Annotated in this window: 22 protein-coding genes; 11 read left to right on the forward strand and 11 right to left on the reverse strand. The window is 70.2% G+C overall.

All coding sequences use genetic code 11. The annotated features are described in order from the left end of the window. The first annotated feature begins 8 nt into the window (after positions 1-8). Entirely contained in the window at positions 9-830 is an 822-nt protein-coding gene (locus tag Ate02nite_RS37500; RefSeq protein WP_203812659.1) for a DedA family protein, read from the forward strand. A 70-nt stretch (positions 831-900) separates the two neighbouring features. Here Ate02nite_RS37500 and Ate02nite_RS37505 read toward each other — a convergent pair whose 3' ends face one another. From Ate02nite_RS37505 to Ate02nite_RS37525, 5 genes are all read right to left on the reverse strand, one after another. After that, positions 901-1575, reverse strand: a complete 675-nt coding sequence (locus tag Ate02nite_RS37505) for a class II aldolase/adducin family protein (protein ID WP_203812660.1) — start codon at positions 1573-1575, stop codon at positions 901-903. A 99-nt stretch (positions 1576-1674) separates the two neighbouring features. Further along, positions 1675-2052: an ArsR/SmtB family transcription factor gene (locus Ate02nite_RS37510; RefSeq protein ID WP_092549981.1), complete on the reverse strand. Its 378-nt coding sequence runs from the start codon at positions 2050-2052 to the stop codon at positions 1675-1677. Between the two features lie 57 nt (positions 2053-2109). After that, the gene (locus tag Ate02nite_RS37515) at positions 2110-2505 is read right to left on the reverse strand and encodes a hypothetical protein (protein WP_203812661.1); all 396 of its coding nucleotides are present in this window, start codon (positions 2503-2505) and stop codon (positions 2110-2112) included. Positions 2506-2886: 381 nt separating this feature from the next. Further along, positions 2887-5166 (reverse strand): hypothetical protein, encoded by a 2280-nt coding sequence (locus Ate02nite_RS37520; protein ID WP_203812662.1) that lies wholly within the window; start codon positions 5164-5166, stop codon positions 2887-2889. A 51-nt stretch (positions 5167-5217) separates the two neighbouring features. Continuing rightward, positions 5218-5967, reverse strand: a complete 750-nt coding sequence (locus Ate02nite_RS37525) for a DUF2076 domain-containing protein (RefSeq protein WP_239147991.1) — start codon at positions 5965-5967, stop codon at positions 5218-5220. A gap of 398 nt (positions 5968-6365) precedes the next feature. Between Ate02nite_RS37525 and Ate02nite_RS37530 the strand changes: the two genes are divergently transcribed. Beyond that, positions 6366-6542, forward strand: a complete 177-nt coding sequence (locus Ate02nite_RS37530; protein WP_203812664.1) for a hypothetical protein — start codon at positions 6366-6368, stop codon at positions 6540-6542. A 54-nt stretch (positions 6543-6596) separates the two neighbouring features. On the opposite strand, the gene clpB is transcribed toward Ate02nite_RS37530, so the two are convergent. Next, positions 6597-9185, reverse strand: coding sequence for an ATP-dependent chaperone ClpB (clpB, locus tag Ate02nite_RS37535; protein WP_203812665.1), 2589 nt, complete (start codon positions 9183-9185; stop codon positions 6597-6599). A gap of 138 nt (positions 9186-9323) precedes the next feature. Between clpB and Ate02nite_RS37540 the strand changes: the two genes are divergently transcribed. From Ate02nite_RS37540 to Ate02nite_RS37555, 4 genes are all read left to right on the forward strand, one after another. Further along, the gene (locus Ate02nite_RS37540) at positions 9324-10556 is read left to right on the forward strand and encodes a sugar efflux transporter (RefSeq protein WP_203812666.1); all 1233 of its coding nucleotides are present in this window, start codon (positions 9324-9326) and stop codon (positions 10554-10556) included. Between the two features lie 40 nt (positions 10557-10596). Further along, positions 10597-11094 carry a cation:proton antiporter regulatory subunit gene (locus Ate02nite_RS37545; RefSeq protein ID WP_203812667.1) on the forward strand — a complete coding sequence of 166 codons (498 nt, stop codon included), beginning with the start codon at positions 10597-10599 and terminating at the stop codon, positions 11092-11094. A gap of 12 nt (positions 11095-11106) precedes the next feature. After that, a complete protein-coding gene (locus Ate02nite_RS37550; RefSeq protein ID WP_203812668.1) occupies positions 11107-12315 on the forward strand; it encodes a cation:proton antiporter in 1209 nt (402 codons plus the stop codon). A gap of 141 nt (positions 12316-12456) precedes the next feature. Beyond that, on the forward strand, positions 12457-12900 hold the full coding sequence (locus Ate02nite_RS37555) for a hypothetical protein (RefSeq protein ID WP_203812669.1): 444 nt from the start codon (positions 12457-12459) through the stop codon (positions 12898-12900). A 48-nt stretch (positions 12901-12948) separates the two neighbouring features. Here Ate02nite_RS37555 and Ate02nite_RS37560 read toward each other — a convergent pair whose 3' ends face one another. The 4 genes from Ate02nite_RS37560 to dnaK all read right to left on the reverse strand — a co-directional run bounded on the left by Ate02nite_RS37560 (position 12949) and on the right by dnaK (position 17199). Next, the gene (locus Ate02nite_RS37560) at positions 12949-13383 is read right to left on the reverse strand and encodes a heat shock protein transcriptional repressor HspR (protein WP_203812670.1); all 435 of its coding nucleotides are present in this window, start codon (positions 13381-13383) and stop codon (positions 12949-12951) included. A 21-nt stretch (positions 13384-13404) separates the two neighbouring features. After that, positions 13405-14607 carry a molecular chaperone DnaJ gene (gene dnaJ, locus Ate02nite_RS37565; RefSeq protein ID WP_203812671.1) on the reverse strand — a complete coding sequence of 401 codons (1203 nt, stop codon included), beginning with the start codon at positions 14605-14607 and terminating at the stop codon, positions 13405-13407. A gap of 67 nt (positions 14608-14674) precedes the next feature. Then, the gene (grpE, locus tag Ate02nite_RS37570) at positions 14675-15316 is read right to left on the reverse strand and encodes a nucleotide exchange factor GrpE (protein ID WP_203812672.1); all 642 of its coding nucleotides are present in this window, start codon (positions 15314-15316) and stop codon (positions 14675-14677) included. Then, complete coding sequence (gene dnaK / locus Ate02nite_RS37575; RefSeq protein ID WP_203812673.1) at positions 15313-17199, reverse strand: molecular chaperone DnaK; 1887 nt, start codon at positions 17197-17199, stop codon at positions 15313-15315. The genes grpE and dnaK overlap by 4 nt, the downstream gene beginning before the upstream one ends. 359 nt (positions 17200-17558) lie before the next feature. Between dnaK and Ate02nite_RS37580 the strand changes: the two genes are divergently transcribed. Genes Ate02nite_RS37580 through Ate02nite_RS37590 form a run of 3 tightly spaced genes read left to right on the forward strand, consistent with a single transcriptional unit; the run spans position 17559 to position 22400 of the window. After that, positions 17559-19475: a GTPase domain-containing protein gene (locus Ate02nite_RS37580; protein WP_203812674.1), complete on the forward strand. Its 1917-nt coding sequence runs from the start codon at positions 17559-17561 to the stop codon at positions 19473-19475. After that, on the forward strand, positions 19472-21154 hold the full coding sequence (locus tag Ate02nite_RS37585; RefSeq protein WP_203812675.1) for a GTPase: 1683 nt from the start codon (positions 19472-19474) through the stop codon (positions 21152-21154). The genes Ate02nite_RS37580 and Ate02nite_RS37585 overlap by 4 nt, the downstream gene beginning before the upstream one ends. A gap of 34 nt (positions 21155-21188) precedes the next feature. Beyond that, positions 21189-22400 (forward strand): hypothetical protein, encoded by a 1212-nt coding sequence (locus tag Ate02nite_RS37590; RefSeq protein WP_203812676.1) that lies wholly within the window; start codon positions 21189-21191, stop codon positions 22398-22400. Here Ate02nite_RS37590 and Ate02nite_RS37595 read toward each other — a convergent pair. Then, positions 22379-23386 (reverse strand): hypothetical protein, encoded by a 1008-nt coding sequence (locus Ate02nite_RS37595; protein WP_203812677.1) that lies wholly within the window; start codon positions 23384-23386, stop codon positions 22379-22381. The genes Ate02nite_RS37590 and Ate02nite_RS37595 overlap by 22 nt on opposite strands. 422 nt (positions 23387-23808) lie before the next feature. On the opposite strand from Ate02nite_RS37595, the gene pdhA reads away from it, so the two are divergent. Next, a complete protein-coding gene (gene pdhA, locus Ate02nite_RS37600) occupies positions 23809-24948 on the forward strand; it encodes a pyruvate dehydrogenase (acetyl-transferring) E1 component subunit alpha (RefSeq protein WP_203812678.1) in 1140 nt (379 codons plus the stop codon). Further along, on the forward strand, positions 24945-25934 hold the full coding sequence (locus Ate02nite_RS37605) for an alpha-ketoacid dehydrogenase subunit beta (RefSeq protein WP_203812778.1): 990 nt from the start codon (positions 24945-24947) through the stop codon (positions 25932-25934). Before pdhA ends, Ate02nite_RS37605 begins: the two co-directional genes overlap by 4 nt. The last annotated feature ends 2 nt before the right edge of the window (positions 25935-25936 follow it).

Here is a 25936-nt window from a genome sequence, read left to right on the forward strand (position 1 = left end):
GGCTCCTCGTGGACATCCATGCGCTCAGCGAGCAGCTCGCGCTCAACCCGTTGAGTCCGAAAGATCTGATTCATACCTTCGGACTCATCGGTGTCATTGCGATCATGTTTGCGGAAACCGGACTGCTGGTCGGTTTCTTCTTCCCCGGCGACTCGCTGCTGTTCCTGGCCGGCGTGGCGTCCTCACCGGTGGCCGACTCGATCTTCGGCGAGAACACCCAGATCTCGTTCGTGGGTCTGCTGATCGGCGCGCCCATCGCCGCGATCATCGGCGCCCAGCTGGGCCACTGGCTCGGCGCGCGCTACGGCCGGCGGATGTTCGAGAAACCCGACTCCAAGCTCTTCAAGCGGGAGTACGTCGAGAAGGCCGAGTACTACTTCGAGAAGTTCGGCCCGGCCAAGGCAGTCGTGCTGGCCCGTTTCATCCCGATCGTGCGCACGTTCCTCAACCCGGTGGCCGGCACCCTCGGCATGCCGGCCCGAAAGTTCTTCGTGTGGAACGTGGTCGGCGCGGTCCTCTGGACCGACGGCATCCTGATCCTCGGGCACGCGCTGGCTCAGCAGATCTACGACGCCATCGGCGACAAGATCGACCACTACATCCTGCCGGTGGTCGCGGTCATCATCCTGATCTCGATCCTGCCGATCCTGATCGAGATGATCCGCGAGCGGAAGCACAAGAAGCAGGGTGGCGGCCCCGGCTCGACCTCGCCGGAACCGTCGCAGGCGATCGGCGTGGTGGCGGCGGCCAGCATCGCCGGCCTGGTCGACGCGGTCCGCGACGACGAGGACGAGGAGCCGCGCACCCCGCGGTCACACCGCAAGCACTGATCGGAACAACCGAAAGGCCGGCCCGAGTGGGCCGGCCTTTTCGATTTCTGGGACGTGCTGCACGGACTTGCTAGACGGAAACCGCGGCGGAGCCGGACAGGCGGTCCAGGAACTCCTCGGGGCAGTCGCGCAGGTTTTCCAGCCGGCCGGCCGCGAGAGCGCGGTAGGTCAGCTGGGCAGCCTCTTCAAGATTGCGGGCCCGCTTGTGGGCCAGCTCGACAGAGTCGCCCATCACCACGCAGCCGTGGTGGCTGAGCACCAGGCAGTCAGTGCCGTCGGCGGCCATCGCCGCGGTCAGCGCCGCGATCTCGGGACCACCCGGCAGTCGGAACGGCACCGTCGAGACCCGCCTCAGGTAGTAGGCGTGATCGGTGGTGACGATGCGGATGTGCTCACCCAGCGCGTCAAGCAGCAGCGCGGTCTGCGGGTGCAGATGCACGACGGCATTGACGTCCGGGCGTGCCCGATAAAGCGCCAGGTGCAGCGCCAACTCGCTGGTCGGCTCGATGCGCGGCGTCGGCAGGTCGCCGATCGTCGCGCGTGCGCCGTCCTCGACCCGCACTGCCGCAAAACTGCTGCGACTCAGCCGGTCGAGCCAGACACCGCTGGCGGTCACCCAGATGGCGTCCTCGTCGGGAATCCGTGCGGACACGTTGCCGCCCGAGCCGACGACAAGGCCGGCTTGGACCACGTCGTAGCCCACATGCGCGAGTTGGTCGCGCAGGTCACCCGGAACGTAGTTCACCCATTACTCCTCGGGTCCGGGGGGTGGACTGGAGGGAGGGGACTTCAGCCTGGCGCCACGCCCCCATGACGGTGACGCCAGGCGTTTCCGCCTTGCTGCTTAGCGGGCCTTCTTGGTCGCCCGCTTACGCGGCGGCGTCAGAAGGTCAGCGATGGTCGCGATGGCGCTCGGCACCAGCCGGTAGTACGCCCACACGCCCCGCTTCTCGCGCTCGAGGAGGCCGGCCTCCGTAAGGATCCGCAGATGGTGGCTCACGGTCGGCTGCGAAAGGCCCAGGGGGGCCGTCAGGTCGCAGACGCACGCCTCGCCGTCCGTTGCGGACTGGATGAGGCTCAGCAGCCGCAGCCGGGCCGGGTCGGCGAGTGCCTTCAGCACTCCCGCGAGCCGCTCGGCGTCGGCACGTTCAATTGGCTCGCCGGCAAGCGGCGAGATCTGAGGCATTGTCATTTCCGCCAACGCAGTTCCCACGATCTCCATCCTTCCACCAACTGCATCGATTCTCCTGCATGTGCGCAGGAACGAACCGGCTAACTTTCAGGCCGTAAGGCCGATATCGATCACCTTCTCGGTTGATCGCCGGACGTCTGACATCCCGCCCTTGCGATCGACCCTTTCTGGCGCACCGACTTCGGTCTCTGCCTCCTGCAACGCCTCAGCCGCCGTCTGGTCGCTGCCCGTGCGTGTCGGGCTCTCGATCCCCGCCCCCAGGGTGAGGAGCCCCACATTGTCAATTCGTCGATCTGTTTCGGGTCGCTGATCCGTACTTGTTGAGGCGGATACCCACCTCGTTGTTGCCATCTCGCCACGCTGCGCGATCTCTCGGCCGAGGCGGCTCGGCGCGAGAACTACACGACCCGATGAAAGCACGGCACCACGCTCCGCGACGGACAATTCAGTGATGAATTTACGCAGGTCGTGGCGTGCTTCCATGCATCGAGCGTACTGGCTGGAACGAAACTCGTACCTTTCGCCCCGGCGGGGCGGAAGGGAACTATTGACGCACAGCATTGGGCCGATCTGAAAATAAACTTAACAGTTACCCTGGTCCCTTTCGCCCCATCCCAGACGCATCGACGCAGCTCAAAGCGCCTATGTCCACCGTCACATGACCAGGGGCCAACAGATCACCCGGTCGTGGCGCTGGGAAGGTCCTGTGAATCGCGCGAACGGACGTTTACCCATCCAGCGAAAAACACCCTCCGACCGGCTGGCGAACAACCATCCGGACAGCCGATAGAGGGACAACTCCGAAGGACAAAGCTACCCGTTCGGGTGACGCACGGCGGTCGATACGAGACACCCCGTGACCTGTTACTCCACCGGGCGGGCCCAGTAGTCGTCGTCGCTCTTCGTAGCTCCCGAGGACTTTTCACGCCCGCCGGACTCCGCCACCGTCGACTCCGGAGCGCCGTCCGCCCCCTCCGCAGGTGAGCCGGCCCCCGTCGCGGCAGCAACATCACCGGCCGACGCCGAGCCCGACGACACCTCGAAAGAGGTACCTGAATCGCTCGAAGCCGAGGAACTACCCTCTCGCGAGTCAGACGCCGCAGACCCTTGGGCCGCCGCGCTCTGAGCCGCGGCGTCTTGGGCCGCCGAGCCTTGGGCTGCCGCGCCCTGAGCCACCGCGCCTTGGGCAGCCGGGCTTTGGGCAGCTGGGCTTTGGGCAGCCGGGCTTTGGGCTGCGCCCGCAGGGCCTGGGTCCGTCGTGCTTTGAGCCGCATGGCCTTGAGCCGCCACCAGGCCCTGAGACGCCGCGTCTACCCCCGAGCCATCCTGGGATGGACCTTGGGGCGCCGCGGGCGCCTGAGGGGCCGCCGGCGGCCCCCACAGTGCCGCCTGGTTGGGATCAGGCGGCGTTACCGCCGGGTAGCCAGGCCCTGCCGGATAAGCCGGGCCATAGGCGGCCGGCTGGCCCGGGTAGGGCGGGAAGCCGGGCACCGGCTGGCCCGGATACGGCGAAGCCCACGGCCCGGGCTGGCCGGGATAGGGCGGAAGGCCCGGCCCCGGCTGTCCGGCGTAGGGCGACATGCCCGGCCCCGGCTGACCGGGATAGGGCTGACCGGGGTAGGGCTGACCACCAGGCTGACCCGGGTAAGGCGGGCCGCCGGGCTGCCCTGGGAAGGGCTGGCCGCCAGGCTGACCTGGGAAGGGCTGGCCGCCAGGCTGACCTGGGTAAGGCGAGCCGCCGGGCTGGCCGGCGAAGGGCGCGGGCTGGCCGGGATAGGGCGGAAGGCCTGGCGCGGGCTGGCCGGGCCAGCCCTGCGGCGCGGAGGGATCGGCATAGCCGGCCGGCAACGGCGGAACTGCCCCCATCGCGGGCGGAGCCGAGGCTGGGCCGTAGTCAGGGCCGGCAGGCGCAGCCGGGAACGCCCCGGTCGCAGGCGGCCCGTAGTCAGAACCGGCAGGCCCCGTCGGGGCCGGGCCGCGGTCGGGGTCGGCAGGTGCCGGCGGGAGCGCGCCCGTCGCAGACGGCGGCCCGTAATCGGAACCGGCAGGCCCCGCCGGGAACGCACCCGTCGCAGACGGCGGGCCGTACCCCGGTCCTGGCGGCAACGCTGGGAAGGCGCCCGTCGCGGGCGGCGCGGACGCGGGCCCGTAGCCCTGAGCGGATGCCGGCCCGTAGCCCTGCGAGGGTGGCGGCCCGTACCCCTGGCCAGGCGCTGGCGCATAGCCCGGACCGGGAGCCGGGGCGTAACCCTGGCCGGGCTGCAGGGCGTAACCCTGGCCGGGCGGCGGGCCGTAACCCTGGCCGGGCGGCGGGGCGAAGCCCTGGCCGGGAGGCAGGAACGGGGCTGGGCCGAAGCCGCCCGGGGCGGGCGGGGCGGAGGCCGGGCCGTACCAACCGACGGCCGGTGGGGCCGAGGCCGGACCGTAGGCACCCAGCGCCGGCGGAGCGGACGCCGGGCCGAAGGCCGGCGGGGCCGAAGCGGGGCCGAAACCCTGCGGGCCGTAGCCCGCCGGGCCGGGATAGGGGGCGCCGTACTGCGGGAAGGCGGCGGGAGCCGGCTCGGCCGCCGCGGCGCGGCGGAAGAAGACCTTCGGTGCGGCCAGGATCAGGATCGCCACCAGGAGGTACGCGAGGACCTGCGCCGCCGAGACCGAGATGTTCACGCCGAGCCAGCCGCTCGGGTACGAGTCGGTCAGCTGCTGGCCGACCGACGTGGGTGCCGCGTCGCCGCCGCGCTGGGCGCCGACCGTGATCAGGCTGCCCAGGCCGGCGAGTGCGCCGAGGCCGCAGACCACGAGCGTGGCGGTGCGGGCCATGTTGCTGCCTCGGCGCAACGCGAGGCCGAGCACCACGAACAGCGCGAACACGATCACCGCCAGCGCCAGGGCGACGGCCGCGCCGAGCCACACCACCGCGACGTACGTGTCGGGGTCGACGCTGCTGCGGAACACCTGCATCGCGCCGTCGGCCGCGTCGCGGAACCGGCTGATCGTTCCGGGCACCACCGCCATGGTCACGATGGCGTAGATCAGCCCCACTCCGGCCATCACCCAGAGCAGCAGGGCGGCGGCGGACACCACCGGCGGGCGCCCCTCGGGTGCGGGCGGCGCTACGGCAGGCGGTAGCAGAGTTGGGTACGACATCGACGACTCCCCACGGTGATCCGTTGGCCCGAACCTACCGTGCGGGCCGGATCAGGTCTGGTTGGTGGGCGGATTGGGCGGCTGCTCGGGCGGCTGCTGCCCACCGGGGTACGGCGGATAGCCCGGCTGACCGGGCGGCGGCGGCTGCGGGCTCGGATAGGGCGGGTTCCCGGGCGCGGCCGGCGGCGGGTAGCCGGGAGCCTGCCCGGGGTACTGCGGGTAACCCGGCTGCGGATAGCCCGGTTGCGGGTAGCCGGGCACCGGCTGGCCCCACTGGTCGGCTGTCGGCTGCTTGCGGAAGAACTCGTTCGACTTCGGCAGCGCCAACAGGATGATCACGGCGAGCAGGGCGATCAGCACGATCACCGTGATCGTCGTGCCGACCGGGGTGAACCAGGACGGCAGAGCCGCGTCGAGGCGCTGCTGGATCTCGTCGGGAGTCGGGCCGCCGGCCGTGTCGCCACTGGTCTCCAGCGAGCCGGAGATGCTGCTGCTGCCCAGGCCGGCGCCGACGCAGCAGAGCGCGATGCCACCGAACACCCAGGTGACGATGCGAGCCCAGTTCTTGCCGCGGCTGTCGAAGGCGCCCAGGACGGCGAAGAGAGCACCGAGCAGCAGGTTGACGATCGCGCCGCCGGCGTAGAAGGCCGTGATGATCGTGTCGGCGTTGTCCGAGAGCGTGGTGTTGGCGTAGACGTCCGAGATGGCGTCGGTGACCGCACCGAGCGTCGCGAACGTGAGGATCGCATTGATCACTTCGAGGACGGCCACCAGGTAGAGCAGGTAGGCCGCCGCACTCACGGTGCCTGGTCTCACCCGGGGCGCGGATGCAGAAAAGCCGGGAAGGGTCACGATTCCCCCAATCTTGATCCACGCTCACGGTATCGGGCCGGGTCCACATTCGCGACCGCCTGCGCACGGAGTCACGCTGTGGCAACATCGGGCGAAGATGGCCGAAATATCCGGAAATAGGTCGCTCGATCAGGGGGCGACACGGGGCGATTGAGGCCCCTACACTTCGATCCGTGGCGCCGACCTGGCAGCAGAGACCTCCGGCGACGCCACCTGCCCGCACGAGTCGCCCGCCCCGCAAACAGATCGCCGGGGCCGAGGCAGACCGCAGCCGGGCACCCATCCCATTACGCCGGCCGCGTGACCACACCGCGGCTGCCCCAGAGTTAAGGACCGGTGAGTCCCACATGCCACACGCTGACACGTTGACGGTCGTCCATCATGACGACACCCGCACCCGATTCACGGACGTCCGGTATCAGCTCCACCGCGACGGCATCCGCATCTGGTCGGACGAGGGCGAGCACCACGTCACCGACGTACTCATGACGCACGCTTACCGTCAGCGGGAGGCAACGAACTAGGCGTCAGCACGACAGAGGCCCCGGGGAACCCCCGGGGCCTCTTCTTTCTCCGAATCAGGCTCGGTGGAGAGACAGGCTGTCCTTGCCGTCACCCAGGTCGACCACCACGGTGTCGCCGTCTCGGATCTCCCCGGCCAGCAACGCCTTGGCCAGCATGTCGCCGATCGAGGACTGGATGAGCCGGCGCAGCGGACGGGCGCCGTAGATCGGGTCATACCCGTGCTCGCCGAGCCACTCGACCGCGGCCGGCGCGACCTCGAGTCGCAGCCGCCGCTCCGCCAGCCGGTCGCGCAACCGCCCGAGCTGGATGTCGACGATCGACGACAGATCGTCCTTGGTGAGGGCGTGGAACACCACGATGTCGTCCAGCCGGTTGAGGAACTCCGGCTTGAAGTGGGCCCGCACCACGGCCATCACCTCGTCGCGCCGCTCCTCGTCACCCATGGTGAAGTCGGCGGCCTGCGAGCCGAGGTTGGAGGTCAGCACCAGGATCGCGTTGCGGAAGTCGACCGTGCGGCCCTGGCCGTCGGTGAGCCGGCCGTCGTCGAGCACCTGCAACAGCACGTCGAAAACGTCCGGGTGGGCTTTCTCCACCTCGTCGAGCAGCACCACGCTGTACGGCCGGCGGCGCACCGCCTCGGTGAGCTGACCACCCTCCTCGTAGCCGACGTAGCCGGGCGGAGCACCGACGAGACGGGCGACCGAGTGCTTCTCGCCGTACTCGCTCATGTCGATGCGGACCATTGCCCGCTCGTCGTCGAAGAGGAAGCCGGCCAGGGCCTTGGCCAGTTCGGTCTTGCCGACGCCGGTCGGGCCGAGGAACAGGAAGCTGCCGGTCGGGCGGTCGGGGTCGGCGATGCCGGCCCGGGCCCGGCGGACGGCGCCGGCCACCGCGGCGACGGCCTCGCTCTGGCCGATGACCTTGGCCTGCAGCGACTCTTCGATCCGCAGCAGCTTGGCGGTCTCGCCCTCCATCATCCGGCCGGCCGGGATGCCGGTCCACGACGAGATGACCTCGGCGATGTCGTCGGCGCCGACCTCCTCCTTGACCATCGGCGGCTCGGCGTTCTCCTCCTCGTCCGCCTCGGCCGCGGTGTTCAGCTCCTGCTCGAGCGCGGGGATCTCCTGGTATTGCAGGCGGGACGCCTTTTCCCACTCGGCGTCACGCTGGGCCCGCTCCAGCTCGGCCCGCGCCTCGTCGAGCCGCTTCTTCAGCTCACCGACCCGGTTGAGGCCGCCGCGCTCGCGCTCCCACCGGGCGTTCAGTGCGGTCAGCTCTTCCTCGCGGTCGGCCAGCGCACGCTCGAGGTTGGCCAGCCGGTCGCGGGAGGCCGGGTCGGTCTCCTTCTCCAGGGCAAGCTTTTCGATCCGCATCCGGTCGACCTGCCGCTGGAGCTGGTCGAGCTCGACCGGGCGGGAGTCGATCTCCATGCGCAGCCGGGAGGCGGCCTCGTCGATCAGGTCGATCGCCTTGTCCGGCAGGAAGCGGTCGCTGATGTAGCGATCGGACAGCGAAGCCGCCGCGACCAGGGCGGCGTCGGTGATCTGCACCCGGTGGTGCGCCTCGTAACGACCCTTGAGTCCGCGCAGGATGCCGATCGTGTCCTCGACCGTCGGCTCGCCCACGACCACCGGCTGGAACCGCCGCTCGAGCGCCGGGTCCTTCTCGATGTGCTCGCGGTATTCATCAAGCGTGGTGGCGCCGACCATCCGCAGCTCGCCGCGGGCCAGCATCGGCTTGAGCATGTTGCCGGCGTCCATCGAGCCCTCGCCCTTGCCGGCGCCGACGACCGTGTGCAGCTCGTCGAGGAACGTGACGACCTGGCCGTTCGAGCCGCGGATCTCCTCGAGGACGCTCTTGAGCCGTTCCTCGAACTGGCCGCGGTATTGCGCGCCGGCCACCATCGCGCCGAGATCGAGCGAGACCAGCTTCTTGTCGCGCAGGGTCTCGGGCACGTCGCCGGCCACGATCCGCTGGGCCAGGCCCTCGACGATCGCGGTCTTGCCGACGCCCGGCTCGCCGATCAGCACCGGGTTGTTCTTGGTGCGCCGGGAGAGGACCTGCACCACCCGGCGGATCTCGGCGTCCCGCCCGATCACCGGGTCGATCTTGCCCTCGCGGGCCAGAGCGGTGAGGTCGACGCTGTACTTCTCCAGCGCCTGGTAGGTCTGCTCGCCGTCGGGGGTGGTCACCCGCCGCTCGCCCCCGCGCACCTGCGGGAACGCGGCCACCAGCGATTCCTCGGTGGCGCCGACGCCCTTCAGCGCACGCCCCACCGCGCCGCCGCCCCGGGCCAGGCCGGACAGCAGGTGCTCGGTCGACACGTATTCGTCGCCGAGCGGCTGGGCGATCAACTCGGCCTCGCCGATGGCATTGACGAACTCACGCGAGAGCGACGGCTCGGCGGTGCTCGCACCCCGGGCCGACGGCAGCTGCTCGATGGCGCGCACGGCGGCCCGGCGGACGTCGGCGGGATTGGCACCGACCGCGCGCAACAGCGCCGGAGCGGTGGACCCGCCGGTGTCCAGCAGCGAAAGCAGCAGGTGCCACGGCTCGACCGTGGCATGCCCCCGCCGGCCCGCGTCGGCGACCGACCCCGTGATTACGTCGCGGCTTTTGGTGGTCAAACGTTCGGCGTTCATGTGCTCCCCTGAAGCTCAGCAGACTTGAGCCTACGCCGCTCAACTCTACGACCACGGAACCATCACGACAACGTCGATCGTGATGGTCGACACCACCACTTCTGAGCATGCGCCCGCGAGCCGTAGCGTGAGGGAACCATGGCCGCACCACCCTCGCTCCGCCGGCTTCTCCCGCTCTCCCTCATCTTCATCGTGGTCGGCCTCGCGACGTCGTTCGTCGGCCCGTACCTTGCGCTCTTCCTGGCCGACGGCCTGCACGCCGGCCCGGTCGCGACGACCGCGTTCCTGATCGTCGCCCCGATCTCCGGCGTTTTCATTTCATGGCTGATCGGGCGCGCCTCGGACCGCTGGCCGATCCGCCGGCCGCTGCTCATCGGCGCGGCCCTGGCCGGCGCCGCCGGCACCGCGCTGACCGCGCTCTTCCAGAACTACTGGGCGGTGCTCGCGGTCACCGTCTCTCTCACCGCGGTGGCCGGGTCACTCTTCCCGCAGAGCTTCGCGTACGCCCGTCAACTGCTCCAACAGCGTGATCCGGGTCGCGTGGCCTTCGGGATCAGTGCGCTGCGCACCCTCTTCTCGGCCGCCTGGGTGGGTGGTCCGCCGCTGGCCGCGGTGGTGCTGGCCGCGCACGGCTTCGGCTGGACGTACGGGATGGCCGCGGCGCTCTATCTGCTCGGCGCCCTGATGATCGTCTTCTGGCTGCCCCGGGTGCCGCCGACGGCCGTGGGCACCGCCGAGGTCGAGACGCAGACCGGCCTCACGATCCGCCCGCTCACGCTCTTCCTGATCATCGCGAGCTTCACCGCGGTGACCACCGCCTCCACCCTGAACGTGCAGGCCATGCCGCTGTTCGTGAGCGACGACCTGGGCGGTTCGATCAGCCAGGCCGGCCTGGTCCTCGGCGTCTGCGCGGCGCTGGAGATCCCGATGATGCTGGCCCTAGGCGCGCTCACCACCCGGATCCCGGTACGCCGGCTGATCTACGTGGGGGTGGCGTGCGCGGTCGGCTACCACGCGATCGTGGTGGTCACCACCGACGTCTGGGTGCTGGTGGCGGCGCAGGTGCTGCAGGCCATGGTCATCTCGACGGTGGGCGCGCTGAGCATCTCGTACGTGCAGGACATGATGCCGAACCACCCCGGCCGGGCCACCACGATGGTGACCAACACGTTCCCGGTCAGCCAGATCCTGGCGGCACCCCTGTTCGGCCTGGCCCAGCACTTTGGCTTCCGTCTCGCGTACGGCCTGAATCTCGGTCTTTGTGTTCTTGGCCTGGTCCTGCTGATTGCCAGCGGCCAAGTCAGGCCGAAGGCCGCCGAGGCCCTTTCGTCTGATCAATTCTCCCGCACAGAACCGGCATATCACCCATAGTGGAAGGGTGCACCCCTCCGAGTCCGTTACGGTGGTCGGCGTGCGTGTACGGGTAGAACAGACTCCGCTGCCGGGCATCGGTGTCCGGCACGACCTCGTGACCTCCTCAGGTCGTACGGTCGGGGTGGTCTCCCACCGCAACGGCCGTCGCGACCTGGTGCTCTACGACGTGGATGACCCCGACGCGTGCCTCGCTTCGATCCCGCTCACCGACGGTGAGGCCGAGGCCCTGGCCGACGTGCTCGGCGCGTCGCTCATGCTCGGCCAGCTCGCCGGGCTGCGGCAGCAGGCCGCCGGTCTGCTGACCGAGCAGATCGCGCTGCCGGCCGGCTCGCCGTTCGTCGGCCGCAAGCTGGGCGACACCCGGGCCCGCACCCGCACGAGTGCCTCGATCGTGGCCGTGCTGCGTGACCGCGAGGTGATCGCCTCGCCCGGCCCGTCCTTCGTCTTCGAGGCGAACGACGTGGTCGTGGCCGTCGGCACCCGCGATGGCCTGGACGGCGTCACCGCCATCCTCGCCGGCGAACACGACGACTAGGCCTTCTAGCTGATGCACAGTACGACGATTCTCTTGATCGAGGTCGGCGCGCTGCTCTTCGCGCTCGGCATGCTGGGCCGGCTCGGCCGCAAGTTCGGCCTCTCGCCCATCCCGCTCTATCTGCTCGCCGGGCTCGCCTTCGGGCACGGCGGGTTCGTCCCGCTCTCGGCCAGCGAGGAGTTCATCTCGGTCGGCGCCGAGATCGGCGTGATCCTGCTGCTGGTCATGCTGGGCTTGGAGTACTCGGCGACCGAGCTGGTCGGCAACCTGCGCGCGGCCGCGCCGGCCGGGGTGATCGACGCGCTGCTCAACGCCATCCCCGGGGCCGGTTTCGCGCTGCTGCTCGGCTGGGGCTGGCAGGCCGCCCTGGTGCTGGCCGGCATCACCTGGGTGTCGTCCTCCGGCGTGATCGCCAAGGTGCTCGGCGACCTGGGCCGGCTCGGCAACCGGGAGACCCCGGTGATCCTGTCGGTGCTGGTCATCGAGGACCTGGCGATGGCCTTCTACCTGCCGCTGGTCACCGCCGTGCTGGCCGGGGTCGGGCTGGTCGGCGGGCTCAAGGCGCTGGCCGTCGCGGTGGTCACGGTGATCGCGGTGCTGGTGGTGGCGATCCGCTACGGCAGCGCGATCAGCAAGGCCATGTCGGTGTCCGACCCGGAGGCGTTGCTGCTCAGCGTGCTCGGGCTGACCCTGTTCGTGGCCGGCGTGGCGGCCGAGCTCAAGGTGTCCGCCGCGGTCGGCGCGTTCCTGGTCGGCATCGCGCTGTCCGGTCCGGTCGCGCACCACGCCACCCAGATGCTGGAACCGCTGCGCGACCTGTTCGCGGCGGTGTTCTTCGTCTTCTTCGGGCTGTCCACCGACCCGGCCGACATGCCACCGGTGCTGCTGCCCGCGCTCGCCCTGGCCGTGCTGACCATGACCACCAAGGTGTTCACCGGCTATCTGGCCGCCAAGCGGGTCGGCGTGGCGCTGCCCGGTCAGCTGCGGGCCGGCCTCGCGCTGATGCCCCGCGGCGAGTTCTCGGTGGTCATCGCCGGCCTCGCGGTGGCGTCCGGGGTGGAGCCCCGGCTCGCGCCGCTGGCGACCGCCTATGTATTGATCACCGTCGTCACCGGGCCGATGCTCGCCCGGCTGCCCGATTACCAGTGGTTCAAGAACATTGTCAGGCGGCGGATGGCCCTCCGGCAGCGCCGCACGACACCTGTTCCCGCAGGTGAGTGACCCTCATTACGGGCAGAACTCCATAATGCTACTGACCAGTATCCGATTGTGATGCCCTAACACTTCCGTAGGAACTTTGGGCACGCTACCGTTCCGGCTCGACAACTACGTGTTATTCGGACTTTCTGTCTAGGCGGCGGCGTGACAGTGCGTGAGTCGACTTTCTTTGGATTTGCGAACCCGGTCGATCCTCGGCCGGAGGAGATGCAGGCGTGGGCGTACAGCCCGGAGTCAGTGCCTCTCGATGCCATGCCCGGAGACTGGGATCTCCTGATCTCCGGTGACGTACTCGCACCGACCCTCTTCGAGCTGGCCATGGATCGGCAGTGCCCGGCGCGCCGCTTCGCGCAGCACTGCATGTACATCTACGCCGCCGACGGGGTCCGGCAAAACGCGACAAGCCAGCGAAAACGACGTCTCAAGAAGTTCGTCGAGCGGGCCGAGGAGGTCGGCGACGAGCCGATGGCGATCTGGGCGCACAACGTGCGCACCCTGATGAGCCGGCCCGAGACGTTCGACTACGCCGACTGGATCGAGGGTGGCCTGGTGCGCCACCCCCGACGCCTCGGGATGTTCCGCCGCTAGGTGCGCAGCAAGAACGAGCGGCCCTCCCATCGGGAAGGCCGCTCGTAGTTATTTGTCGGACGACCGGCGCGGCCGCCAGACCACCAGGGCCGTGGACGGTCGCTCCTGGCGAACCAGGTCGCGGGTCGAGTACGGGCTCTCCATGTGCGCCATCCGGGTGTACGCGTCGTCGAGCTGCTGTTCCAGCTCGGCGACCCGGTGCTGCAGGTCGGCGACCAGCTGTTCCAAGCCGATGATGCGCTTGATGCCGGCCAGGTTGACGCCTTCGTCCTGGCTCAGTTTCTGCACCTCGCGCAGCAGCGCGACGTCACGTTCGCTGTACCGGCGGCCGCCACCACCGGCGCGGCCGGGCTGCACCAGGCCGAGCCGGTCGTACTGGCGGAGCGTCTGCGGGTGCATGCCGGCCAGTCGCGCGGCCACCGAAATGATCAGGACCTTCGCGTCAGAGGCCTGCTCCACCGAGATGTGGATCTCCTCATACATGTGCCACCTCCCGATCAGGTACTAACCGCCTCGGCGCACGCGCGCTTCGAGCCGGTCCCGCCCAGCCGGCGGGGTCAGTTTCGCGAAACGCTCCAGCGCGTCCCGCGCTTCCCCCGTGACGGAGTCCGGCACCTGAACCTCGACCGTGACGATCAGGTCGCCGGGTGGTCCGTCCTTGCGAGCCACGCCCTTGCCTCGGGCCCGCAACTTGCGTCCGCTCGGGGTGCCGGGTGGCACCCGCATGGTGACCGGGCCGTCGAGTGTCGGCACCCGGAGGTCGGCGCCGAGCACCGCCTCGGCGATGCTGATCGGCACGGTCAGTGTGAGGTCGTCGCCGCTGCGCCCGAACAGGTCGTCGGGACGCACCATGACCTGCACGTACAGATCGCCGGCCGGACCGCCGCGATCGCCCGGCTCACCGCGGCCGGAGAGCCGGATGCGCTGGCCGTCGGCCACCCCGGAGGGGAACCGGACGTTGATCGTGCGGGCCTTGGTGACCCCACCGGTGCCCCGGCACTCGGGGCACTTCTCGTCGACGATGGTGCCGGCGCCCTGGCACTCCCGGCACGGCTCGCTGAAACTGAACGAGCCCTGGTTACGGGAGATCAGGCCGCTGCCGTGGCACTGCGGACAGGTGCGCGGCGTGGTGCCCGGCTTGGCGCCGTTGCCGTGACACGTGTCACACTCGCCGGCCGACCGCAGCGTCAGCGGCAACGTCGTACCGCGCACTGCCTGCACGAAGTCGAGGGTCACCTCGGTCTCCACGTCCCGGCCTCGACGCGGACCGCGCCGCGCGGCGGCGTTGCCGCCCGGACCTCCGCCCGAAAATATCGAGCTGAATATGTCCGAGAAACCGGCCCCGCCGAACCGGCGGTCACCGGGGCTGCCCGCCCCGGCACCCGCGCCGGAGAACCCGCCGAACAGGTCGGACGGGTCGAACTGCGCACCGCCGGTGCCCGACCGAGCGCCCCGACGGAACGCGCCCGAACCGAACAGCGAGCGCATCTCGTCGTACTCTTTGCGCTTCTTGTCGTCGGACAGCACGTCGTACGCCTCGGAGGTGGCCTTGAATTTCTCCTCGGCCTCCTTGTTGTCCGGGTTACGGTCGGGGTGCAGGTCGCGGGCGAGTTTCCGGTAAGCCTTCTTGATCTCGTCGGTCGTGGCGGACTTGTTCACGCCCAGGACGGCATAGAAGTCCTTCTCGAGCCAGTCCTTCGAGCTCATCGCGTCCACCTCCGCCTAGCGGTAGTCCCGCCCACCGGCATGCGGTGGGCGGGACGAGCCTGTGAGATCACTCCGGGTCGGCCACCGCGACCAGCGCGGCGCGCAGCATCCGCTCGCCCAGCGAGTAGCCCCGGCGCATCACGTCGACACAGGTCGGCTCCGTGACGTCAGCCGACGTCAGGTGCGCGACCGCCTCGTGCCGGTTCGGGTCGAAGGGGTCACCCTTCTCACCGAACGCGGTGAGTCCGAGCTTGCCGGTCACCGCGGTCAGCGACTCGGCCACCGAGGCGAACGGCCCGACCAGGTCGCCGTGCTCGCGCGCCCGGTCGATGTCGTCGAGCACCGGAAGCAGTGCGGTAAGCAGCGCTCCGGTGGTCAGCTCGGCGGCCACCGACCGGTCGCGGTCGATCCGCTTGCGGTAGTTGGCGTACTCAGCGGTTACCCGCTGCAGGTCGTGGGTCCGCTCGTCGAGCTCGTTGCGCAGCGCCTCGAGCTCGGCACCGAGAGCCGGGACGGCCGGCTCGGCAGCCTCCTCAGTCACGGCACCCTCCTCCGGTTCGGCGGCGCGATGTGCGCCCCCGATCGGCTTCTCCTTGGCCTCGGCGGTGGCTTTGACCTTCGCGTCGGCCTTCGGATCGATCTTGCGGCGGTCCCGGATGACGACCCGCTCGGTCGCCTGACCGTCGTTTTCGTCGTCCGCGGCACTCACTTCTTGTCGTCCTCCACGATCTCGGCGTCGACGACGTCGTCGGCACCACCAGCGGGAGCGGCGGACGGGCCGGGGCCGGTCGCACCACCCGGGGCACCGCCCGGGGCCTGGGTGCCGTCGGCACCGCCGGCCGCGGCCTGCGCGGCGTCACCCTGCGAGTACAGCAGAGAACCGGCTTCCTGGGAGACCTGCGAGAGGTGCTCGTGGGCCGCCTTGATCTTCTCGATGTCGGAACCACCGAGCGCGCCACGCAGCTCGCCGAGCGCCTCACCGATCTTGTTCTTGCTGTCCTCGGGCAGCTTGTCGCCGCTCTCGGCCAGGAACTTCTCGGTCTGCCACTGCAGCTGCTCGGCCAGGTTGCGGGTCTCCGCGTCCTCGCGACGCTTCTTGTCCTCGTCGGCGTGGTCCTGGGCGTCGCGCATCATCCGCTCGATGTCGTCCTTCGGCAGCGCGGAGCCGCCGGTGATCGTCATCTTCTGCTCCTTGCCCGTGCCCAGGTCCTTGGCGGACACGTGCACGATGCCGTTCGCGTCGATGTCGAAGGAGACCTCGATCTGCGGGACGCCGCGCGGGGCCGGCGCGATGCCGCTGAGCTCGAACGTGCCGAGCTTCTTGTTGTAGGCCGCCATCTCGCGCTCGCCCTGGAAGACCTGGATCAGCACGGACGGCTGGTTGTCGTCAGCCGTGGTGTAGACCTCGGAGCGGTGCGCCGGGATGGTCGTGTTGCGCTCGACCAGCTTGTGCATGATGCCGCCCTTGGTCTCGATGCCCAGGGACAGCGGGGTGACGTCGAGGAGCAGAACGTCCTTGACCTCGCCCTTGAGCACGCCGGCCTGCAGAGCCGCACCGACCGCGACGACCTCGTCCGGGTTGACGCCCTTGTTGGCGTCCTTACCGGTGATGCTCTTGACCAGCTCGGCGACCGCGGGCATCCGGGTCGAGCCGCCGACCAGGATGACGTGGTCGACGTCGGCGAGCTTGACGTCGGCGTCCTTGATCGCGGACTCGAACGGGCCCTTGCACCGGTCGAGCAGGTCCTGCGTCATGCGCTGGAACTCGGCCCGGGACAGCGAGGTGTCCAGGTGCAGCGGGCCGTCCGGGCCGGCCGTGATGTAGGGCAGGTTGATGCTGGTGGTGGTGGCCGCGGACAGCTCGATCTTGGCCTTCTCAGCGGCCTCGCGCAGACGCTGCAGGGCCATCTTGTCGGCGCCCAGGTCGATGCCGTGCTCACCGCGGAACGTCTTGACCAGGTGGTCGATGACCCGCTGGTCCCAGTCGTCGCCGCCCAGGTGGTTGTCGCCGGAGGTCGACTTGACCTCGATGACGCCGTCGCCCAGCTCGAGCAGCGAGACGTCGAAGGTGCCGCCGCCAAGGTCGAAGACCAGAACGGTCTGCTCCTTGGAGCCCTTGTCCAGCCCGTAGGCCAGAGCCGCGGCGGTGGGCTCGTTGACGATCCGCAGGACGTTGAGGCCGGCGATCTCGCCTGCCTCCTTGGTGGCCTGGCGCTGCGCGTCGTTGAAGTAGGCCGGAACGGTGATGACCGCGTCCGTGACCGTCTCACCGAGGTAGGCCTCGGAGTCGCGCTTCAGCTTCATCAGGACCCGCGCCGAGATCTCCTGCGGGGTGTACTTCTTACCGTCGATGTCGATCGACCAGTTCGTGCCGACCTCACGCTTGACCGAACGAATGGTCCGGTCGGGGTTCGTCACCGCCTGCCGCTTGGCGACCTCGCCGACGAGCACCTCGCCGTTGCGGGCGAAGGCGACGATCGACGGCGTCGTCCGGGAGCCCTCCGCATTGGCGATGACGGTGGGCTCGCCTCCTTCCAGAACGCTGACGCAGGAGTTCGTGGTGCCGAGGTCGATGCCGACCGCACGTGCCATGGTGGTCCTCGCTTCTTACAGAGCTCGGTTCAGTACAAGGTTGAGTGGAACCGACTCAATGATGCCACGGGCATGCTCATCGTCAACTCGGACTTGAGCCAACCGGACGCAACTCACACACGTATCGACCCTTGCAGTTCGGTAGATACCTGTCCGGTCACGGCATACCGGCACCTGTTGTCCTGCATGCATAGATCGGGCACTCTTTACCCGTGACGACGCACGGTGACGCGGTCGGTCCATCGGCCAAATCCGCCGTGGACGCCGCAACGAAAGAGCCCGCCGGATCGGACGAGAAGGGCCTGACGAGCACGGTTTCGACCGACGCCGGGGACAACTCTGATCCTACGGAAGCCGCTGTGTCCCGTCAGCCACATCCTGATCCCGCCGACGAGGCGCCGACCGAGGCCGTCGAGCCGGTCGCCGAAGGTGATCCGGATACCAAGATCGAGTTACCGGCAGATGACGCGAAGGCCGACGAGCCCGCCGACCAGCCAACGGTAACCGAAACGTTATCCGAGCCGGAAATCGCCCCAGAACCGGTAAAACCGACCGAACCGCCGGCCGAGGTGACCCGGCTCGCGGAGGCGCTCAGTGGCCTGCGAGCCACGATCGGTGGCGCTTCCTACCCCCTCGTCATGCCCTCGGCCGAGGACGCCCGCCGGATCGGCGCGGCGCTTGTCGCCCAGGTCGACGACTACCTCCTGCCGCGCCTCGCCCGGCTCGACGCGCCGCTGCTCGTGGTCGTCGGCGGCTCCACCGGCGCCGGTAAATCCACGCTGGTCAACAGCCTGGTCCGGGCTCCGGTCAGCACGGCCGGGGTGCTGCGCCCGACGACCCGCTCGCCGGTGCTGGTCAGCAACCCGTCCGACCTGGCGTGGTTCCGGCAGGGTCAGCTGCTGCCCGGCCTGGTCCGCACCCCGGAGTCCAGCGCCGATCCGCGCACCCTGCAGATCGTCTCGGCCCCGGCGCTCGGCGCCGGCCTGGCCTTTCTCGACGCCCCCGACATCGACTCGGTGGTCGAGGGCAACCGGCGGCTCGCGGCTCAGCTGCTGGCCGCCGCCGACCTGTGGCTGTTCGTGACCACCGCCGCTCGGTACGCCGACAACGTGCCCTGGGAGCTGCTCACCACCGCCCGGCTGCGGGGCACCGTGATCGCCCTGGTCCTCGACCGGGTCCCGGCCGACGCGGCCGCCGAGATCTCCGCTCACCTGCGCGAGATGCTGGCCGCCCGCAACCTCGGCGCCGCGCCGCTGTTCGTGCTGCCGGAGACCACACTCGACGGTCAGGGACTGATCGCCGAGGACGTCATCGGCCCGCTGCACGACTGGTTCAAGCAGCTCGCGGCCGACGCCAACGCCCGCTCGGCGGTGGTGCGGCAGACCCTGGACGGCGCGCTCGCGGCGCTCGGGCCGGCCGTGTCCGGGCTGGCCGACGCGGCCGACGACCAGGCGGTGGCCGCCCGCGCACTCGACGAGCGGGTCACCGTCGCCTACCGCAACGCCCGGCAGACCGTGGTCGAGGGACTGCGCGACGGCCGGCTGCTGCGCGGTGAGGTGCTGGCCCGCTGGCAGGAGTTCGTCGGCACCGGCGAGTTCATGCGCACGCTGGAGAGCCGGGTCGGGCAACTGCGCGACAAGCTGGTCTCGGCGATCACCGGGCGCCCGCTGCCCGGCCGCAACCTGCAGACGGCCCTGGAGTCGCAGCTGGTCACCCTGCTGCGCGGGGTCGCCACCGACGCGGCCGAGCAGGCCTACTCGGCGTGGCAGGCGCACCCGGCCGGCGCCGCCCTGCTGGAGCCGTCGCTGCAGCGCACCTCGACCGACCTGCCGCAGCGCGCCGACCGGCTGGTGCGCGACTGGCAGCAGTGGGTGCTCGGCCTGGTCCGCGAGCAGAGCGCCGAGAAACGGGTGGTCGCCCGGGGCGCGGCCTACGCCGTGAACGGCGCCGGTCTGGCCGTGATGATCGCCGTCTTCACCTCGACCGCCTTCATCCCGACCGGGCTCGAGGTGGCGGCCGGCGTCGGCACCACGGTGGCCGCGCAGAAGGTGCTCGAGGCGGTCTTCGGCGATCAGGCGATCCGGGGCCTGGCCAACCGGGCCCGGGAAGATCTGCTCTTCCGGGTGGGTGAGCTGCTCGATGCCGAGGCCGGCCGTTATACCGAACGCACGGCGGCCACCGGCCTCGACACCGCGCCGGCCACTGACCTGCGCCGGGCGGCCGCCGAGGTCGAGATCGCCCGGGCGGAACTCGCGTTGACGGGGAGCGCCTCATGAGCTTGGTTGAGAAGGTGCGCGGGATACTGACCAGCACCGACGGCCGGATCGACGCCGAGGAACTGGTGCTGCGGCTGGAGTCGCTGGCCAAGTTCCTCCGGCTGGTCGATCCCTACCTGCCCGACGCCGACCTGGTCGCGGCGCACACCCTGGTCGAGCGGGCCGGCACCCGGCTGTCGCTGTCCCGCGACCACACCGTGGTGGCCCTGGCCGGCAGCACCGGCAGCGGCAAGTCGAGCCTGTTCAACGCCCTCGCCCGGCTGAAGCTGTCGCCGGTCGGCGTGCGGCGGCCGACCACCGGCGCGGCACACGCCTGCGTCTGGGGCCCGCTCGAACCGGCCAACCGCCTGCTGGACTGGGTCGGGGTGCTGCCTCGGCAACGCTTCGTCCGGGAGAGCGCTCTCGACGGCGACGACGAGGTCGCGCTGCGCGGGCTCGTGCTGCTCGACCTGCCCGACTTCGACTCGATCGAGCGCAGCCACCGGCTCGAGGTCGACCGGCTGCTCGGCCTGGTCGACCAGGTGGTCTGGGTGGTCGACCCGCAGAAGTACGGCGACCGGATCCTGCACCAGGCCTACCTGTCGCAGTTCCGCAACCACTCCGGCGTCACCATCGTCGTGCTCAACCAGGCCGACCGGCTGTCCACCCAGGACACCGAGACGGTTCTGGGTGACCTGCGCCGGCTGCTCGAGGACGACGGCCTGACCGGCGCCCCGGTGCTGGCCACCTCGGCCAAGCAGCCCGGCATGCTGGCCGAGCTGCGCGGGACGCTCGAGAAGACGGTCGCCGACCGGCAGGCCGCGCTGCGCCGCCTGGCCGGTGACCTGGAGGCGGTCGGCGAGCCGCTCACCGCGATGATCGGCCCGCCGGCGGCCGAGGACGAGATCGACCGCAGCACCGTCCGGCAGCTCACCGATGCGCTCGCCGCCTCCGCCGGGGTCGGCGCGGTCGCCGACGCCGCGGCCGGCTCCTACCGTCATCGCGCCGCCACCGCCACCGGCTGGCCGGTCGTCCGCGGGCTTCGTAAGCTGCGGCCCGACCCGCTGCGCCGGCTGCACCTGGGCGCCAAGCCGGCGACCGACGCGATCTCCACCGACATCGTGCCGCGCACCTCGGTGCCCGAGGCCGACGCCGCCCAGAAGTCGGCCGTCGGCCTGTCCGTGCGGGCGGTGGCCAGCCGGGCCGCGGCGCCGCTGCCGCCGATGTGGGCGCCGGCCCTGAGCAACGCGGCTCGCTCCCGGGTCGACGACCTGCCCGACGCCCTCGACCGGGCGGTCGCCCAGGCCGACCTGGGCACCGCCCGCACCCCGCTGTGGTGGCGTGGCGTCGGGCTCCTGCAGTGGCTGCTCGCCGCCACCGCGATCTTCGGGCTGGGCTGGCTGCTGGCCGGTTACGTGGTCCGCATCCTTGGCCTGCCCGAGCTGCATCACCCGAAGCTCGGCGAGGTGCCGTTGCCCACCCTGTTCCTGCTCGGTGGCCTGCTCGGCGGGGTACTGCTCTGGTTGCTGCTCAAGCCGATCGTCAACTGGGGTGCCCGGCGCGCCCGGCACCGGGCCGAGCAGCAGTTGCGGGCCGGCGTCACCGATGTCGCCCGGGAATACGTGGTGGCGCCGGTGCGTGAGGTGCTCAACGCGTACGCCCAGGCGCGCGAGGCGCTCACGACCGTTCGATCGGAGTAGTCACCGGTTGCCGCCGCCCCGGTACGCTCGCGATATGTCGGCTACCCAGAGTCCGTACGAGGCGGTGCTGCACGCAGCCCGCGACGTGGCGAAACTCGACTGCGCACTGGACGCCGAAATGCTGGGCACCGCGTTGCTCGGCAGCATCTACTCGGTGGCTCAGAACGACCGTGCCGCGGCCGTCCGCGAGTTCGTGAGCGAGTTCCTTTCGGCGACCACCCGCCGCCGCACGGCGGCGGCCACCACCATCCGCGAGGTCTTCGCCGCCCTGGTGCCCGATGCGGCCGGTGCCTCGCAGGTGCGCCGGGGAGCACAGGCCCCGTCGTGGACGGCCCAGCTGGGGCGAGTCCGGCCCACCGGCTGCTACGCGTACGGGGATGTCTACGGCGACCAGACGTCCTACCTGGTCACCTTCGCCTACGAGGACACCGGCGACGGCGGCCCCGAGCACGCGGTCGTCGCCCTGGTCGACCACAACATCGGCATCACCAAGGACGTCTTCGTCGGTTCCCAGGCCGACCGTGTTCTCCAGCAGGTGCGCGAGATGTGCGCCGAGGACGAGCTGACCTGGTTCCGCGAGGAAGACCCGGGCCGCGCGCGCGACGAGGTCGACCACTACATGGCCATCACCGACGGCCTGAGTGACCTGCCGTCCGACGGCTCGCTGGCCACCGACCGGGCGCTGGCCTCGGCCCGGCTCGCGCTGCTGCCGACCACGGCCACCCCACGCCTGCCCGAGCCGCCCCGGCCGAGCAACTCCGACCTGGTCCGCGATTTCCTGGGCAGCGCCGAGGCGACCCGCTTCGGGCTCACCTCGGTGGACGCCGACGCCGAGGTGGCGTCCCTGCACTTCTGCCTGAGCCTGCTGCTCGACCACGCGGCGAGCCTGCCCGGGGCCGACCCGCTGCGCTGGAGCCCGGCCGTGGCCGGCCTGTTCCTGCTGGACTGGGTGCACCGCCGCGCGGTCCTCGACATGGACGACGCCGCGATGCTTCCCCGGGTCACCCGGGCCTGGTCGGCCTACACGACCCGGCGGCGCGCCCTGCCCGAGTCGGCCGCCACCCAGACCGACGAGATGGTCGAGGAGATGATCCCCGAGTTCGCCCGGCTGTACGCGACGGGCGAACGCCGCAGCCCGGCCACCGCGGCCGTGGCCCAGCTCATCTCCGAGGGCGTCGACCCCGACGACTCGGACGCGATCGAGGCCTGGCTGGACGCCAACCGTCACCGGCTCGACGAGCCGTAACCCCGGGCGTCCTCACCGGAGTCGGCGTGGTGGCGGCCCACTCGGGAGCTGCGGCGATGGGCCGCGGCCTCCTCCTCGCGGTGCTCGCGGCCGGCTCGGTGGCTGCCCTGGTACGGGTGGTTGGTGCTCCGGTTGTCCTCGCCGCGAGCCTCCGGGATGTGCCGGCGGTTGTGCCCGGCGTGCTCGCGCTCGAGGACGCTGGCGGGTCGGACGTTGCGGGGGCGCTCGGTCACGGTTGACCTCCGGCTGTGTTCGGACCGGTCCTCGGACCGGCAAGGCTGGTCATCGTCCGAATCGTCCGAATCGGACTGATCGGACTTATCAGACTGATCGGGCTTTTCGTCATCGGGTGGGGGGCTCGGCAACTCGCCCGGGTCGCGGCTCTTCCGTCCACCGACCGGCGGCAGACCCGGCAAAGTGCGCATCCCGGGCAACGCCGGAAACGCGACCATCGACGGCCCGCTCGGGCGCGAGCGCTGGTCAGAACCGGACGACTTGGCGCCCGAGGACCGGTCGCGCCGCTTCTCGGCGTACCCGCCGCGGTCGCTGTGCCGGGGTCGCGCGGAGCCGGAACCGGAGCTGGAAGCCGGACCGGCGGAGGCCGTTGATTTTGATCGGCGTTTGCCGGCCTCGCCCATCAACCGGCCGGCCCGCATCGCCGCGTCCGCGCCCTGCGAACCACCCTGCGTCGACGGCGGCAACCCGGACTGCGGGAGGTTGGCCTCGGGCGGCAGAACCGGCCCGGGCCGGGCCGGGGGCAGCACCGGGATGTCCATCGTGTCGGTCTTGCCGTCGGCCAGCTGGTTCGAGCCGGCGGTGATGGCGGCCAGCGTCGGCACCGAGGCCAAAGCGACAAGCAAGGCCACGATGAGCACATATCGCCGGGTCGGGCCGGCGAACCCGGCATCGGCGCGATAGACCCCGTTCAGCCGCTTCCGCATGACCTTGATCGGCGGCACGAGGTCGTCGTCCGGGTGCTGCGGCACGTCCCGTTCCCCTCCCTGAGGCAAGAGATCAACTTGGATCCGTCTCGGTCAGAGGGATGAACGAAGCACCCGGAGATCCGCAGCGGGGGAAATAGCCCGTTCGTACGGGAGTGACCGTACGAAAACCACTTAATAGGACAAATACGGGCACCTATGTGACGGGGAAATTTCCCGACTGTGATCGAGCCGACCTGTAACGGCGCTCACGTTCTCTGTCAGGATGAAGGCGATGGCACCGCCGCCGTCGCTTTCCGCCGAATCCAGCGGGGCGAGGTGGGGGCCGTCACTCCCCGGCGGGGTCTCGGCCCGCGCCGAACCGCCGCGCGGCAACCTCACCCGGGTCAGGCGCGGCGACCCAGAGGTTCGCCGCGTGGACGGGTAACCCCCGCCGCGGGCGCAAGAGATGAAACAGGGAGACACGGATGGCGAACGGCGAAAGCGAAGTCGGGGCCGACGCTCCGGCCGGCGGCTTCGTCCAACTGCTCACCCCCGACGGGGAACGCGTCGACAGCGTCACCACGGCGGACGGCATGACGTACTCGGTCGACTTCACCGACGACGAGTACAAAGAGCTCTACCGCGACCTGGTGACGGTCCGGCGTCTCGACGCCGAGGCCACCGCGCTGCAGCGACAGGGCGAGTTGGGCATCTGGGCAAGCCTGCTGGGCCAGGAAGCGGCCCAGGTCGGCTCGGGCCGCGCGCTGCGCAAGCAGGACATGGCCTTCCCGACGTACCGCGAGCACGGCGTCCTCTACACCCGCGGAATCGACCCGATCATGCCGTTCGGCCTGTTCCGCGGCGTCGACCAGGGCGGCTGGGACCCGAACGAATTCAAGTTCAACACCTACACCATCGTGATCGGCTCGCAGACCCTGCACGCCACCGGTTACGCCATGGGCATCACCATGGACGGCAAGATCGGCAACGGCGACGGCGAGGCCGTGATCGCCTATTTCGGTGACGGCGCCACCAGCCAGGGCGACGTCAACGAGGCGTTCGTCTGGTCCGGGGTCTTCAACGCCCCGATCGTCTTCTTCTGCCAGAACAACCAGTACGCGATCAGCGAGCCGCTGGAACGCCAGACCCGCATCCCGCTCTACCGCCGGGCGGCCGGCTACGGCTTCCCCGGCATCCGGATCGACGGCAACGACGTGCTGGCCAGCTACGCGGTCACCCGGGCCGCGCTCGACCAGGCCCGCAACGGCCAGGGCCCGTCCCTGATCGAGGCCTACACCTACCGGATGGGTGCGCACACCAGCTCCGACGACCCGACCCGCTACCGCATCGCCAGCGAGGTCGAGTCGTGGAAGGCGAAAGACCCGATCCTCCGGATGAAGTCGTTCCTCACCAAGCAGCAGATCGCCGACGACGCGTTCCTCGGCGAGGTCGACGAGACCGCCAAGACGCTCGCCCTCGACCTGCGCGAGCGAGTTCTGGCCATGCCCGATCCGCAGCCGGTGACGATGTTCGACAACGTCTACCCGCATGGTTCGCCCGAGATCGACGCCCAGCGCGCCGAGTTCGAGCGCTACCACGCGTCGTTCGAGGGGAGCGCGAACTGATGGCCGAGACGATCACTCTGGGCAAAGCCCTCAACCACGGTCTGCGCCGCTCGTTGGAAGACGACCCCAAGGTCGTCATCATGGGCGAGGACGTCGGCAAGCTCGGCGGCGTCTTCCGGATCACCGACGGCCTGCAGAAAGACTTCGGCGAAGATCGCGTCATCGACACCCCGCTGGCCGAGTCGGGCATCGTCGGCACCGCGATCGGTCTCGCCATCCGCGGTTACCGCCCGGTCTGCGAGATCCAGTTCGACGGCTTCGTCTTCCCGGCCTACAACCAGATCGTCGCCCAGGTCGCCAAGATGTTCTACCGCTCGCTCGGCAACGTGCGACTGCCGATCGTCATCCGCATCCCGTTCGGCGGTGGCATCGGCGCGGTCGAGCACCACTCCGAGTCGCCCGAGGCGCTGTTCGCGCACATTCCCGGCCTCAAGGTCGTGACCTGTGCCAGCCCGGCCGACGCCTACACGATGATCCGCCAGGCGGTCGCCTCGGACGACCCGATCGTCTTCTTCGAGCCGAAGCGGCGCTACTGGGAGAAAGGCGAGGTCGACCTCGATGCCGACCTGGCCGGGGCGTTCCCGCTGCACCAGGCCCGCGTCGTGAAAGCCGGCACCGACGCGACGATCCTCGCGTACGGCCCGATGGTCCGCACCGCCGTGGAAGCGGCCACCGCCGCGGCCGAGGACGGCCGCAACCTCGAGGTCATCGACCTGCGCACGCTCTCCCCGCTCGACATGACGACGGTCTACGCCTCGGTGCGCCGCACCGGCCGGGCCATCGTCGTGCACGAGGCCCCCGGCAACCTCGGCCTCGGCTCCGAGCTGGCCGCCCGGATCACCGAGGAGTGCTTCTACTCCCTGGAGGCCCCGGTGCTCCGGGTTACCGGTTACGACATTCCCTACCCGGCCGCCCGGGTCGAAGAGGAATATCTGCCCGACCTCGACCGGGTGCTGGACGCCGTCGACCGTTCGTTCGGTTGGTGACG

The sequence above is a fragment of the Paractinoplanes tereljensis genome (assembly GCF_016862435.1).
Taxonomy (GTDB): Bacteria; Actinomycetota; Actinomycetes; order Mycobacteriales; family Micromonosporaceae; genus Actinoplanes; species Actinoplanes tereljensis.